Annotated in this window: 10 protein-coding genes, 1 pseudogene and 1 riboswitch; of the genes and pseudogenes, 8 read left to right on the top strand and 3 right to left on the bottom strand. The window is 35.9% G+C overall.

All coding sequences use genetic code 11. The features are described 5' to 3' along the window. The first annotated feature begins 126 nt into the window (after positions 1 to 126). Positions 127 to 2,004 carry a molecular chaperone HtpG gene (gene htpG, locus SAZ04_RS04650; RefSeq protein ID WP_332691758.1) on the top strand — a complete coding sequence of 626 codons (1,878 nt, stop codon included), beginning with the start codon at positions 127 to 129 and terminating at the stop codon, positions 2,002 to 2,004. A gap of 397 nt (positions 2,005 to 2,401) precedes the next feature. Beyond that, complete coding sequence (rlmD, locus tag SAZ04_RS04645; protein WP_332691756.1) at positions 2,402 to 3,793, top strand: 23S rRNA (uracil(1939)-C(5))-methyltransferase RlmD; 1,392 nt, start codon at positions 2,402 to 2,404, stop codon at positions 3,791 to 3,793. Positions 3,794 to 3,940: 147 nt separating this feature from the next. Here the strand turns inward: rlmD and SAZ04_RS04635 are convergent, their stop codons facing one another. Both SAZ04_RS04635 and hemB read right to left on the bottom strand, forming a co-directional pair. Continuing rightward, positions 3,941 to 4,618 (bottom strand): recombinase zinc beta ribbon domain-containing protein, encoded by a 678-nt coding sequence (locus SAZ04_RS04635; protein WP_332691953.1) that lies wholly within the window; start codon positions 4,616 to 4,618, stop codon positions 3,941 to 3,943. Positions 4,619 to 4,692: 74 nt separating this feature from the next. Further along, complete coding sequence (gene hemB, locus SAZ04_RS04630; protein ID WP_332691754.1) at positions 4,693 to 5,694, bottom strand: porphobilinogen synthase; 1,002 nt, start codon at positions 5,692 to 5,694, stop codon at positions 4,693 to 4,695. Positions 5,695 to 5,813: 119 nt separating this feature from the next. Between hemB and SAZ04_RS04625 the strand changes: the two genes are divergently transcribed. The 6 genes and pseudogenes from SAZ04_RS04625 (at position 5,814) to truA (ending at position 12,877) form a co-directional block, all read left to right on the top strand. Then, the gene (locus SAZ04_RS04625) at positions 5,814 to 6,533 is read left to right on the top strand and encodes a GTP cyclohydrolase II (protein WP_332691752.1); all 720 of its coding nucleotides are present in this window, start codon (positions 5,814 to 5,816) and stop codon (positions 6,531 to 6,533) included. Positions 6,534 to 6,823: 290 nt separating this feature from the next. Continuing rightward, a riboswitch (cobalamin riboswitch) is annotated at positions 6,824 to 7,016 on the top strand. A 232-nt stretch (positions 7,017 to 7,248) separates the two neighbouring features. Further along, complete coding sequence (locus tag SAZ04_RS04620; RefSeq protein WP_332691749.1) at positions 7,249 to 7,455, top strand: hypothetical protein; 207 nt, start codon at positions 7,249 to 7,251, stop codon at positions 7,453 to 7,455. 28 nt (positions 7,456 to 7,483) lie between these two features. Beyond that, a complete protein-coding gene (locus SAZ04_RS04615; RefSeq protein ID WP_332691746.1) occupies positions 7,484 to 8,143 on the top strand; it encodes an ABC transporter ATP-binding protein in 660 nt (219 codons plus the stop codon). 35 nt (positions 8,144 to 8,178) lie between these two features. Next, positions 8,179 to 8,574, top strand: a pseudogene (locus SAZ04_RS23340) (ATP-binding cassette domain-containing protein); the annotation flags it as partial. Between the two features lie 87 nt (positions 8,575 to 8,661). Continuing rightward, positions 8,662 to 11,988, top strand: a complete 3,327-nt coding sequence (locus SAZ04_RS04610; RefSeq protein ID WP_332691743.1) for a DEAD/DEAH box helicase — start codon at positions 8,662 to 8,664, stop codon at positions 11,986 to 11,988. A gap of 151 nt (positions 11,989 to 12,139) precedes the next feature. Next, positions 12,140 to 12,877, top strand: coding sequence for a tRNA pseudouridine(38-40) synthase TruA (gene truA / locus SAZ04_RS04605; protein ID WP_332691949.1), 738 nt, complete (start codon positions 12,140 to 12,142; stop codon positions 12,875 to 12,877). A 662-nt stretch (positions 12,878 to 13,539) separates the two neighbouring features. On the opposite strand, the gene SAZ04_RS04600 is transcribed toward truA, so the two are convergent. Next, positions 13,540 to 14,136 (bottom strand): TetR/AcrR family transcriptional regulator, encoded by a 597-nt coding sequence (locus tag SAZ04_RS04600; protein WP_332691740.1) that lies wholly within the window; start codon positions 14,134 to 14,136, stop codon positions 13,540 to 13,542. Positions 14,137 to 14,314 lie beyond the last annotated feature (178 nt).

The raw sequence follows: 14,314 nt of genomic DNA, 5'->3' as shown, positions 1-14,314 counted from the left end.
ATATGTAAAATAAGTAGTAGGATTAGCACTCGGAAAGCTCGAGTGCTAATACATAGAACATCTCATTTACGAAACTGACTGCGCTAATAAAAAAGGGCGTAGTTTCAAACGAAAGGGGAGATTTCAATGTCAAAAAAACAGTTTAAAGCAGAATCAAAAAGATTATTAGAAATGATGATTAACTCGATTTACTCACAAAAAGAGATTTTTTTAAGAGAGTTAATTTCAAATGCAAGTGATGCAATTGATAAACTCTATTACAAAGCATTAACGGATGATTCGTTGAATTTTGAGAAAGACAGCTACTATATTAAGGTAGAGGCTGACAAAGACAACCGTATTTTGAAACTAATTGATACTGGAATTGGAATGACAAAAGAAGAACTTGAAACCAACCTTGGGACCATTGCCAAGAGTGGGTCATTGGCGTTTAAAAAAGAAAATGAACTGAAAGACGGGCATGACATTATCGGCCAGTTTGGAGTTGGGTTCTATTCTGCTTTTATGGTGGCTGATGAAGTTACAGTCATTAGTAAGGCTTTAGGAAGTGATGAAGCCTACAAGTGGGAATCGGACGGGACAGATGGATACACGATTGACGTGCACGAGAAAGAATCTATTGGTACTGAGATCATCATCAAAATAAAAGAGAACACAGAAGATGATACATTTGATGAGTATTTAGAAGAACACCGCTTAAAAGCGATCATTAAGAAGTATTCAGATTTCATCCGCTATCCAATCAAAATGGATGTGACGGGACAGCGTGCTAAAGAAGGCAGCGAAAATGAATTAGAAGATTACGAAGAAGAGCAAACGATTAATAGCATGGTGCCGATCTGGCGTAAAAATAAAAATGAATTAACTGCTGAGGATTATGAGAATTTTTATTCTGAGAAACATTACGGATATGACAAACCTCTCAAACATATTCACATCAGTGTCGATGGGGCAGTTCGATATAACGCGATTTTGTTTATACCAGAAAATATTCCGTTCGACTTTTATTCAAAGGAATTTGAAAAAGGCTTAGAGCTTTATTCAAACGGTGTCTTGATTATGGATAAGTGCTCTGACTTACTTCCTGATTATTTCAGCTTTGTGAAAGGGATGGTTGATTCAGAAGATTTATCACTAAATATTTCTCGTGAGATGTTGCAGCATGATCGTCAATTAAAACTAATCGCGAAAAACATTAAAAATAAAATCAAGAGTCAATTACTAAGCTTACTAAAAGATGAGCGAGAAAAGTATGAGCAGTTTTACAACTCCTTTGGCAGACAGTTAAAATACGGAGTTTATAGTGACTTTGGTAGTCATAAAGACGTATTGCAAGATTTATTGATGTTCTACTCTTCAACGGAGAAGAAACTAGTAACATTAGATGAATACGTATCAAGAATGCCTGAGGACCAAAAATATATTTATTATGCTTCAGGTGAATCGTATGAACGTATTGAAAAGCTACCGCAAACAGAGCTTGTCTCAGACAAAGGATATGAAATCTTGTATTTCACTGAGGATGTAGACGAATTTGCGATCAAAATGGTCTTAAACTATAAAGAGAAAGAATTCAAATCAGTATCGAGTGGAGATCTTGGCATTGAAACAGACGATCAAGGAAACGATGAGACACAAGAGAATGACAACAAAGAGTTATTTGACTATATGAAAGACATTTTATCAGCAAAAGTAAAGGATGTAAGAGTATCAAAACGATTAAAATCACACCCTGTTTGTTTAACAACAGAGGGCGAAGTGACGATCGAAATGGAAAAAATCCTTCAAGCGATGCCTGATAACCAAAATGTCAAAGCAGACAAGGTTCTAGAAATCAATGTCAATCATGATGTGTATAACTCGTTAAAAGAGGCGTTTGAACACGATAAGGACAAATTAACTCTCTATACAAACTTATTGTACAATCAAGCCCTTTTAATTGAAGGATTGCCAATACATGATCCAGTTGAATTTACAAATGATATGTGCAAAATCATGGTGTAATAGTATGGAGAAGGGTCTGACCGCATATAGGTTAGACCCTTTTTTTGTGTGGGGGTCAATGAAGTAGGAAAGCCTACTCAAGGGTGGCAATGGCTCCACACGTTGCGCGTCGAACGACTGTTATCCACTTGTCGTTTGACTTAAACAAGCCAGCGGTTCCGCTCTTTGCTTAGCGATATGTTGGTAACCAGTCACCGTGCGTAAACGATAATTATTTTAACAAAGTTTTTTGGAAAGTAGTCGGGATATCTCCGGGAGAATTCCGAAATAACAAACGGTCGATTCCATTTGATCGGTTAGTTATTCAATAAGGCGGTTACGCAGCTTTGAATTTCGAGGAATTCCTTCTGTATGGTACAATAATGAGCATGAATAGAGTGAAAAAGGACGGAAACTAATGACGAAACAGCCAATACCAGTGAAAAAAAATGACGAGCTCCAAGTAACCATTGAAGATTTAACCCATGAAGGAGCTGGAGTAGCGAAAGTAAATGGATATACATTATTTGTACCAAAAGCATTACCAGGGGAAGTAGTTGACATTAAAGTTGTCAAATTAAATAAAGGTTATGGCTTTGCACGCTTGCTTGAGATTCAAGAAGCGAGTGAACATCGAGCCGAGCCGCCATGTCCAATCTACCATCAATGTGGCGGATGTCAAATTCAGCATCTCAGTTATGAGGCACAGCTCGTGTCAAAGCAAAAGCAAGTGAAGGATGTTCTTGAAAGAATCGGTGGATTAAAGGATGTCACGGTTCATCCAACACTCGGAATGGACAATCCTTGGCGTTACCGCAATAAAGCACAAGTGCCAGTTGGAGAAGAGGGAGGCCTTGTGATTGCAGGTTTCTATCAAGAACGAAGCCATCGCATTATCAACATGGATGAATGTCTGATCCAACATGAGGATAATGATCAAATCATCCGTGTCGTCAAGAATATCGCCAACAAATACGGCATTCGTGCTTATAACGAAGAAAAGCACCGCGGAACACTACGCCATATCGTAGCCCGTAAAGGAAAAGTGACAAATGAAGTGATGGTTGTTTTCGTGACGCGAGGGAAAGAACTCCCGAATAAGGCGAATCTGATCGAAGAAATTCGCGCAAATATCCCGAATGTAAAATCAATTGTTCAAAACATCAATTCCAAGCGGACAAATGTAATCTTTGGTGATGAAACAAAGATACTCTGGGGTGAGCAATATATCCATGATTACATTGGTGATATTAAGTTTGCCATTTCAGCGCGTTCGTTTTATCAAGTCAATCCAGATCAAACAAAGGTCTTGTATGATCAAGCACTTGAGTATGCCAACTTAACGGGACAAGAAACAGTGATTGATGCGTATTGTGGAATTGGCACGATTTCTCTGTTTCTTGCTGAGCGGGCGAAGCATGTATATGGAGTTGAGATCGTCCCTGATGCGATCGCAGACGCCAAACGTAATGCTAAATTAAATGGTATTATTAATGTAGACTTTGCTGTAGGTGAGGCTGAAAAGGTCATGCCTTGGTGGTACGCACAAGGAATACGAGCAGACGTCATTGTTGTTGACCCTCCTCGTAAAGGCTGTGATGAACAGTTACTTGAGACGATTTTATCAATGAAACCAAAGCGGGTTGTATATGTGTCCTGTAATCCAGCTACATTAGCGAGAGATCTGAAGTTCCTTGAGGCTGGTGGGTATAAGACGAAGGAAGTGCAGCCGGTGGATATGTTTCCGCATTCGACACACGTTGAGTGTGTCTCGCAGATAGTTTTAAAAGAAGCAGGAGCCCCGAAATAGGGGATTCTGCTGTGTTTATTTGATTTTTGGAGCTGAAAAACGATAGTGGATTATAGGAGTTCCACCAGCTTTTACTTCAATACGATTAATTAAACGATTTAAAATTTCTGGTGTTAACTCATCAAAGTTTAGAAATTGAAGTAATTCTTATTTTAACAACTCTATGTTATCCACTGTTTTTTCACTTGCCATTGCTGTGAGTAAATCGGTCTTTTTCTCGACTAACGCTTTAATTTCAATATTATTAGCTTCAACAATTTCGCGGTATTCCTCTTGAGTAATAATCTCTTCGGCTAACATAGTAATGTATTTTCTTTTTCGACCCTTTATTATATTGACTTGCTTCTCGACTTTATCGAGTTGCTTTTGAAGGCTTTGCTTCGATTTCTTTGATTGAGCTTCTATCTGCTTAACGTATTGCTCTTGATAAATTTCTTTTACTAACTTTTGAATGTCAGTTAATACAGTATCTTTGAGTAAATCTTCTTTAATCGAATGACTACTGCATGCCTTTTTACCGTGCCGTGCATAATTGCCACATACATAATCCTTTCGGTTGCTCCGGTACCACATTCCTTTTCCGCAATCAGAGCAGAATAGAATATTTGTAAAAAGATGCTTCTTTGGTGCCGTTATAAACTTAGTACGAATTTTCAATTGCTGCTGGACAGCATTAAAAACATCGCGTGAGATTATCGCTTCATACGTATCTTTAACGATAATTTGATCTTCCTGTTCATCTTGTCTCCTTTTCTTACTTGTAACACTGACTGTAGTTGAACGATTTTGTACTAAGTCACCAACGTAATAAGGATTAGTGAGTATAAGCTTAAACGATTGTCAATTGCTGTTAATAATTCATAACAGTCACCTTGTTTACAAAAAAATTTAATTGCTTGCTACTTTCGTTTATTGTCATGATCATGCCTACTCAACCATGTAGCGATATCTTTTGCGTAATAGGTAACCATCATATCAGCCCCTGCACGCTTCATACTCAGCATACTTTCTAGAACAACTTCTTGTTCGTTAATCCATTCTTTTTCTGCCGCTGCTTTAATCATAGAATATTCTCCACTTACTTGATAGGCAATCAAGGGGACGGGAAATGTATTTCTCATATCACGTAGAATATCAAGATATGAAATTCCAGGTTTAATAATTAAAAAGTCTGCTCCTTCTTCAATATCAGCTTTAGCTTCTCGAAAGGCTTCAAGTCGATTAGCGGGATCCATTTGATACGTTCTTCGATCACCAAATTGAGGGGAACTATTTGCTGCGTCACGAAATGGTCCGTAAAAACTAGATGCATATTTTACCCCATAGGACATAATTGGAATATCATGATAACCATTTTCATCCAAAGTATTTCGAATTACAGATACAAATCCATCCATCATACTAGAAGGTGCAACGACATCTGCTCCTGCTTTTACTTGAGATAATGCAACTTTGGCATGAATTTCGAGGGAGAAGTCATTTAGAATTTTTCCGTTTTGTGGAATTCCACAATGTCCTTCTGATTGATAATGACAAATACAAGTATCGGTTATGACAAGTAGGTTTTTATCAATACTTTTTATTTTTTTGATTGCTTGTTGAACAATTCCATTCTCATCATAAGCTGAGGTAGCATGTTGGTCTTTATATTGTGGAATTCCAAATAATAAAATTGCTTTGATATTTAGCAATTTTATTATTTCAATTTCTTCATCGAGATAGTCCAATGATAGTTGATAGACACCTGGCATGGAAGGAACTTCTTTTTTTATTTCTTTACCCTCATGTACGAATAGAGGATAAATGAGGTCATCTACTGTTAATGTTGTCTCCCTAACTAAATCCCGCATAGTCCCAGATGAGCGTAGACGTCGATGTCGTTTAAAATTAATAGAGTTCATTTCTTTGCACCACATTTCAAAAGAGTTATAATAAAGAGTTATAAATCGTAATTATTACGATTTGAATTATAAAGAAGTTTATGTAGAAATTCAATTCATAGAGTAAAGGATGTAGAGAAATGGATGTAAATACGTTTAGATTATTAGAATCAAAGATTAACTTAATTAAACAAGATAATAAAAAGATTGCACTAATTGGTCCTGTAAAAATGCCGCTTGATGTGCATGGTAAGATTTATACTTTTTCTTGGTTTACATGGATCAATATTGAAAATGATATTGAAAGTGTTAAGGAGTTATTAGATAGGATTAAAAGTGTGCCATTAGCACACCAACAACATTCCTCGGTTTTAACTTATGGTGAATTTTCTAATGCAGAAGATGCAAATGTTCGTTTTCATAGTATTTGTCATACAGGTGATGTGTTTGGGAGTAAACGTTGTGATTGCGGTGAACAATTTAAAGAAGCAAAAAGCATAATTACGGAGAAAGGTACAGGAGCTATATTTTACTTAGCTGACCAAGAGGGTAGAGGGATCGGCTTATTCAACAAAGCTATGGCCTATTTATTGCAAGAAAATGGTTTAGATACAGTAGAAGCAAATCTAGCTCTTGGCTTCGAAGACGATTTACGTATTTATGATGAAGCTGCAATTGTTTTGAAACATTTAAGAAAACTTCCTATATCCATTATTACAAATAATCCTGATAAGAGGAGCCAGCTTGAGAGTAAAGGTATCAAAATCAAAGAGCGTATCCCAGTGTGGTGCAGTACAAATTCTTATAATGAAAGGTATTTAACTACAAAAATAAATAAATCAGGGCATTTAGTTACTTAAGGAATAAAAATTGAGGGTCTAACTATTACACAGAATTAAAGAATAAGAGATTTCATATGATAGCTTTTCACTTGTTTCTCTTCAATACTACAATCTTATTTTAAATCATTTTCAAATGAATATGTTGTCTTTTTGCATTTTTATTCCATAATATGGAACGTATATCTCATATGAGAGTACGTTCCTTTTTAGTTTAGGTCCAGATTGTTGAATTTTTATGACTTTTAAGCTAGCATCAAATTATTTAAAAATCGTTTAAATTCTACTAATTTCGAGGTTTTAAAAATTTAATACGTTTAGGAATTTAAGGTGTCTAATTAGACTAAATAGGGAATCTGGTGAAAGTCCAGAACTGTCCCCGCAACTGTAAGTGTGGATGAAATGAGGTTACCACTGTATAAGTAGCTTAACGGTGCTTATGTGGGAAGGCTCCGAGTAAAAAGAAGCACGAGTCAGGAGACCTGCCTTTTTTTCCAAAAAGTTTCATTTCTTCGGGGAGGTGAGAAATTGAGATGGCAGGATTATATATAATAAAATCATAATTTTATGGTTACTAATACATTGCCGTTCTATGCTCTTTCTCTTTTCGGGAATGAGTTTTTTTTATTTATTATTGAAGGAATCCGTTCATTAGGTGCTCAGCAACGGTATATAATGATTCATTATATCATTCCTAATATGGTTGGTCCTATTATCGTGTTATTTACTGTCAGAATTGGCAGAACGATTTTATCCAGCAGCATTAAGCTTTTTAGGATTAGGCTTGCAGCCGTCAACTCCTGATTGGGGTTTCATGATTAATGATGCACGTCCTTATTTTCGAAGTTATCCTCATTTAATTCTTTTGCCTGGAATGTGTATTATTGCTGTTACATTGGCAATGCATTACGTGATTACTTTGACGTTCGGACTGAACCACTAAGAAGAAATATATAAGAAAGGGGATACATATGTCAGAAGCTATTAAAATCGATAATGTATACGTCTCCTTTCAAACAAGAGAAGGTAGAGTAAAAGCGGTCGATGGTGTATCACTAAATGTAACGAAAAATAAAATTATAGGAATTATTGGTGAAACGGGGAGCGGAAAGTCGATTTTAGGTCTATCAATTTTAGGTCTTCTTCCTCAAAACGCAAACGTATCTGGAAATATATATTATAAAGATAAAGATTTGCTGGAATTTTCTGAGAGACAATTTCGTAGGATAAGAGGGAGAGAAATAGGCCTTATACCGCAAAACCCTACTACATCATTGAATCCAGTGCTAAAAATCGGTTCACAAATTAAAGATTCTGTTTATTTACACCATAAATATCAAAGAAACGAGCAACATTCATATATTATAAATCTACTTTCTAAATTAAAGTTGCCACAACCAAAGGAAATCGTTAATAGATGTCCATTTCAAATAAGTGGTGGAATGAAACAACGTGTGTTAGCTGCTATCGGTTTATCTGGAAAGCCACATTTTATCATTGCTGATGAGCCTACAAAAGGTCTTGATGCAGTTTTGCGAGGTGAAGTTGTTTCTTTATTTCGAAACATTGTTAGTGATACTGGAGTTGGCTTACTATTAATTACTCATGATTTAAAAGTGGCGATTTTCTAGGTTTAAAAAAGCATAAGGCAGTAGATAAAGTTAGTTTTAAAGTAGAGGAAGGTGAGACATTAGGAATTGTTGGTGAAAGTGGATGTGGAAAATCAACATTGTCTCGACTGTTACTGAAATTGATACCCATCGATGAAGGGGAAATTTTTTACCAAGGTGAAGAGATTACGAACTATAATGAAAAACAAATGCGCCCTTTACGAAAGCAAACTCAATTGATATTTCAACACCCAGATTCAATTCTCCACCCCCGTATGACTATTTTTTCAAGTTTAATGGAACCATACATGCTTTACAAATTAGATACAAAGGAAAATGCAGAAATACAAGTCCCTCTCAAGGGGCTTTTTTATTTTAACGGAGATAAAAGTAAATATGATGTAGTTGTTCATATTGTCGAACTATCTTCAATCATTGTTAAATTACTTTGATTACAAATCTAGTATAACAGTCTAAAATAATAGATAATTGGAAAGTATGAATAGTATTTCCTTTAACGTTTAAGTGGAGGTAACCTTATGATCGATCAATTAACAAAGGATGACATAAAAGATATATTTACGAATGCTGTCTACCGTCGTGGGCTTGGTTACTATCGTGAAGGTCGTGTTAGTGATTTATATCATGATCCCGTGAGAAATATTTGGGCAGCAAAAGTAAGAGGGTCAAAGTCCTATCATGTAACAATTGAGGAAGATGAGATTGGTATTTCTTCAAAATGTAACTGTCCTGCATATGATCAATACTGGGAACCCTGCAAACATATTGCAGCGGTAATGCTGAAAATTTATGAAAGTAACCAAGGGAGAACGATTATAACAAGTTCTTCTCAAATTCATAACCAAAGTTTACTTGATAGGAAACGAAAACATCAGGACAATTTTCAACTGCGTCAACAGGAACTAGAAAGACAAAGGGAAGAAAGACAAGCCATCTATGTAAAGCAGCTTACTAATCAGTTTATTCAAACCATTTCTAGTTTTTCGCATGGGAGAATGGAACAGGATACAGGGATCATAAAGTCTCCTTTACTAGTAGAATGGATTATTAAATTAAATAAGACGTATTACTCATCAAAACAATTTTTATCATTGGAAATGAAGGTAGGCCAAAAGCGAACCTATGTTGTGAAGAATATAAAGGAATTTCTCAAGGTAATTAAAAATCAGGTGCAGTATCCTTTCACAAAAAACTTCACCTATGATCCAACAGAACAAGAGTTTACGGAGGAAGATCAAGAGGTTATTAATCTTTTGCAGGATGCAATAAAATACGGGGAAATCTACCAGGAACTCCAAGCTAGTTTTTATCGAAGCTCAGGATCATCGGATGAACGAGCGCTTAGTATCCCCCCGATGATTACGGATGAGCTTCTGACAAAGCTTGAAAACAGATCGATTCGCTTGGAGGTTGGTGGTGAAGCTTTTAATCAAATCAACATCTATCAATCTGAACTGCCCTTTTCTATTCAATTAGATAAAGGAAGAGTAGATGAATTTCAATTGGATTTAACAGAGCTGCTTACTTTTAAATATTTGGACTTATACGGATATATCATTTTAAATAATAATTTTTATAAAATATCAGATGAACAGCAATTACTTATTAAGGAACTGAAGAAATTAATTGACAAGTCCAATAGCCCTTTACTGCCAATTACTAATGACCAAATTGAACCGTTTATCTCTCAAGTTGTGCCGAAAATTGACAAGATCGGTAAAGTGGAAATTACTGAAAGTGTTTCAAACAAAATTGTGAAATTTCCTCTGCAAGCAAAGTTATATGTCGACAGTATTGATGATCTACTTCATGCTTCATTGGAATTCCATTACGGTGAAGATAAGATAAATCCATTTGAACAAACGGCTCAGGATAAAGGCGGTCCTATTTTAATGAGGGATGCAGAGAAAGAACAGTCAATAATGGATGTGGTCGAATCTACTTCCTTAAGGTTCAATGGAAAACTACTTTATGTAGAAGGTGAAGAAGATATTTTCGATTTTTTATATGAAATTCTCCCGCGCCTTGAGAATAAAGCGGAAATTCTCTTGACCAATTCCGTTAAGTCATTAGTTTTACCAGACAGGCACGCACCAGTTACTAATATCGATGTAGATTCTTCGGGCAATTGGCTGGAGGTAAGCTTTGATATGGCAGGAATTGAGCAGGAAGAGATCAGGAATATTCTGCAATCTGTTGTTGAAAAGAAAAAATATTACCGACTTCCAAGCGGTGCGTTCGTTTCACTTGAATCTGAAGAATTTCAAACCATTCAGAACATGGTTGAAGAGTTAAAAATTAATCAAAAGCAACTGCAAAAGGAAGTGATACAGCTTCCGATGTATAGAGGGATACAGCTTGATGAAATGGTTGATAAGGAAAAAGGAAGTTATGCTAAGTATGGAAAGCAATTTCGCCGGCTGTTAAATCGTTTAAAAAACCCTGAAGAGCTTGATTGTGACTTGCCTGATTTGCTACAGGCTGAATTAAGAGACTATCAAAGCTACGGCTTCCAATGGCTGAAAACACTAAAGCATTACCGTCTCGGAGGCATTCTGGCAGATGATATGGGTCTTGGGAAAACCTTGCAAGGTATTGCATTTATTTTATCAGATAGAAATGTGAACAAAGACGCTAAGCCAGCGTTGATTGTAGCGCCTGCATCACTCGTCTATAACTGGAAAAATGAATTTCAAAAGTTCGCTCCAACATTAACAGCTGAAGTAATAATTGGGAAGCCGCAAGAACGGATTGAAAGGTTGCAAAGTGATATGTTGCCGGATGTTTGGATTACATCGTATCCGACATTAAGACAGGATATTTATTCCTATAATCAGCTTCAATTTAGTACGCTTATTTTAGATGAAGCTCAGGTGATTAACAATCATGCAACAAAAACTGCTAAGGCGACAAGAGATATTCAAGCAGAATCACGTTTTGCACTTAGCGGGACACCGATAGAAAATTCAATTGATGAGCTTTGGTCCATTTTCCAAACGGTAATGCCAGACTTCTTCCCTAATCAGAAGGCATTTCGCCAGCTTGAGACAGAAAAGGTGGCAAGAATGATTCGCCCGTTTTTATTGCGTAGGGTGAAGAAGGACGTATTAAAGGAACTACCTGACAAAATTGAGACGGTCAACTATTCTGAGCTTACGAAGCAGCAAAAAGAGCTGTACTTGGCGTATCTGGAAAAAATCCAAAAGGAAACCAAAGAATCAATTCAAGGGGAAGGCTTTCAAAAAAGCCGTATGAAAATTTTGACTGGTTTGACAAGACTTCGCCAATTATGCTGCCATCCTTCCTTGTTTTTAGAAGATTACAAAGGGGATTCAGGAAAGCTTCAGCAATTACTAGATATTGTCAGTAATGCTGTAGAGAATGGCAGACGGATGTTGATTTTTTCACAATTTACGAGTATGCTTTCGATTATTCGTGATCAGTTAACCAATTCTGGTTTGAATTTCTTTTATTTAGACGGTCAAACAGCACCTAAAGAACGGGTTAAAATGGTTGATCAGTTTAATCAAGGGGATGTTGATATCTTTCTAATTTCTTTAAAAGCAGGAAATACAGGACTCAACCTAACGGGCGCGGATACGGTCATCCTATATGATCTTTGGTGGAATCCAGCAGTTGAGGAGCAAGCAGCAGGAAGAGCCCACCGCATTGGCCAAAAAAATGTCGTACAAGTTATCAGGTTAATCACACAAGGTACGATTGAAGAAAAAATTTATGAGCTTCAACAAAATAAAAAAGAACTAATCGAAACAGTCGTCGAACCAGGAGACCAAGCAATATCAACATTAACTGAACAAGAAATTAGGGAAATCTTAAATATTTAGCAAATCACTAGTATTCCATAAACGTGGGTGGGATTGGCTGTTAAAGGGAAACACCGAAAAAAACGGGCTTAAATATATAAAAACGTGGATATTGTAATGTTGTCAGGATGTTTCTGATTAGAAAACGATCGAGTCATAAAAGGAGAAAATGATGAACAATTATAAATTAACCATCCAATATGATGGTGGACGCTATAAGGGTTGGCAACGACTTGGAAATAATGAAAATACGATCCAAGGGAAAATTGAAAACGTGTTAACGGAGATGGTAGGAAAAAAAGTAGAAATTATTGGATGCAGCCGAACAGATGCGGGTGTACATGCACTTGCTCAAATAGCGAATTTTAAGACCAGTACGGATTTGGATGAGTCCGAAATTAAGACTTATTTGAATCGATATTTACCGCAAGATATTAGCATTTCCAAGGTTACGACCATTCCTGAACGTTTTCATGCTCGGTATAATGCAGGGGATAAAACGTATTTGTATAAGATTTGGAACGAAGATTATACAAATCCTTTCATGCGAAAGTACAGCATGCATGTTGAGAAGAAGCTAGATATCGCAAAAATGAAACAAGCTAGTCAATATTTTACAGGCGAACATGACTTCACAGCGTTTTCAAATGCCAAGTCTAAGAAAAAGTCAATGGTGCGTAACATACATTCTATTGATATAGAAGAAAATGATGGCTTCATTCAAATTAGAGTGAGGGGCAATGGATTTCTTTATAATATGGTTAGAAAGATGGTCGGAACATTGATAGAAGTTGGGTTAGGTGAAATAGAGGCTGAAATGATACCAAGTATCTTACATGCAAAAGAACGAATACAAACAGGTCGTCTGGCTGATGCAGGTGGGCTGTACTTAGAAAAGATTGAGTTTTAGATATAGAGATAAACATGAAATGAAAGCTATGTTGTAGAAGATAAATGTCTCAGTTAATAGTAGTAGCTTTTACTCTATCCTAAAATGGCTGCTAACTAAGACACCGAAGATAAAAACCGTTCGTCAATTCGAACGGTTTTTATCAATTTACTAAAATAATGGGAAGACATGGTTGACTAAAAACCATAATAGAACTATGAGCATGATTAAGTAGAAAGCATATTTGATAAGGTAGAGGCTACTTTGCTTACATCATTTTTCTTTTCTACACACTTTTTCTCTCGATATCAACATTTCGATTCATCTTTAGAACCCTCCTCTACTTTTTTGAAGGTGTATAATGCTATACCCGGTTATCTAATGCTGAAAATCCTTTGAAACTTAGAGGTAGCAATTAGCATTAAACTTGCTACAGTCATTCTCATTGATTGGCCAAAGTGTCCAATCCTCTGATGAGGCTTTCTCTAACATGTTAAGTGGTACTAACTATCGTGTGAAATTTTGTTGTCGTTCGATTGACCGTCTTGTCTGTGTATAATAAGACCAGTTTCAATGAAAATAAAAGATACAAAAATGCCCGTTCGACACCCTCTATTAAAAATTAGAAAATAGGGAAGGTTGTCATATTGCTGTATCATTTGATTCCCTTTATAAATTAACCCCTACGACCCGTCTTTTTCCTTTTTTCCAATAATCCCATAAAAGAAAATGCTCGTAATATCCTCTGTCAAAGGCAATATTTTTTGATAAACCTCTTCTCGTTGTATATAGTCTTTTAGCATTTGGACATAAAACAGAATCGCTTCATCCGATAAGTTTGGATCAACATATCCTTGTTCTTTGCCATCTTTAAATAACTGGGTAAAGTAGGGGACTGCCTTCTCGACATATATTTTTTCGATATAATTGCCTTCGGTTGAATACTCTTTCATCATATATTGGTAAAACTCCATATGAATTTGATTTGCTATTTCCCTTTTATTAAAGATAATTTTCTTTATTTTCTCGGGAAAAGGTATGTTATCATGTACGATTTTTTCAAAATCACTTGATGCTTTATCAATATAATAGAGAAACACTTCATGGATTAACGTATGTTTATTTTCGAAGTAGTTATAGATTGTCACCTGTGAGACATTAGCTTGTTTGGCAATTTCTGAAATCGAAACCTTTTGAATGCCATATTCCATAAATAAGGCTAATGAAGCCTCTAATATATTTCGCTTCTTTTGCTCTTTACGTCGCTTAAATCCGTCCAATTCTTTCACCTCAATGTTAGTGTAATGAAAATTATGTAATAAAACAAATGATATAGTTCATAAACTCTTGCCTGATGGGTTGTTTTTTGTATATTATGAACTATATAAGTTAAAATATTTCATAATTATAGCTTGATCTTTAAGAATGTATCAGTAGAGAGTTGAAAAATAAAATTGG

The organism is Halalkalibacter lacteus (assembly GCF_036663595.1).
GTDB lineage: Bacteria > Bacillota > Bacilli > Bacillales > Bacillaceae_D > Halalkalibacter > Halalkalibacter lacteus.
Note: the sequence above shows the minus strand (reverse complement) of the source record. Positions and strands in the feature narration are given on the sequence as shown.

Coding starts and splice junctions, on each gene's coding strand:
- htpG (WP_332691758.1), top strand. CDS start 127: ATGTCAAAAAAACAGTTTAAAGCAGAATCAAAAAGATTATTAGAAATG.
- rlmD (WP_332691756.1), top strand. CDS start 2,402: ATGACGAAACAGCCAATACCAGTGAAAAAAAATGACGAGCTCCAAGTA.
- hemB (WP_332691754.1), bottom strand. CDS start 5,694: ATGAACTCTATTAATTTTAAACGACATCGACGTCTACGCTCATCTGGG.
- SAZ04_RS04610 (WP_332691743.1), top strand. CDS start 8,662: ATGATCGATCAATTAACAAAGGATGACATAAAAGATATATTTACGAAT.
- SAZ04_RS04615 (WP_332691746.1), top strand. CDS start 7,484: ATGTCAGAAGCTATTAAAATCGATAATGTATACGTCTCCTTTCAAACA.
- SAZ04_RS04625 (WP_332691752.1), top strand. CDS start 5,814: ATGGATGTAAATACGTTTAGATTATTAGAATCAAAGATTAACTTAATT.
- truA (WP_332691949.1), top strand. CDS start 12,140: ATGAACAATTATAAATTAACCATCCAATATGATGGTGGACGCTATAAG.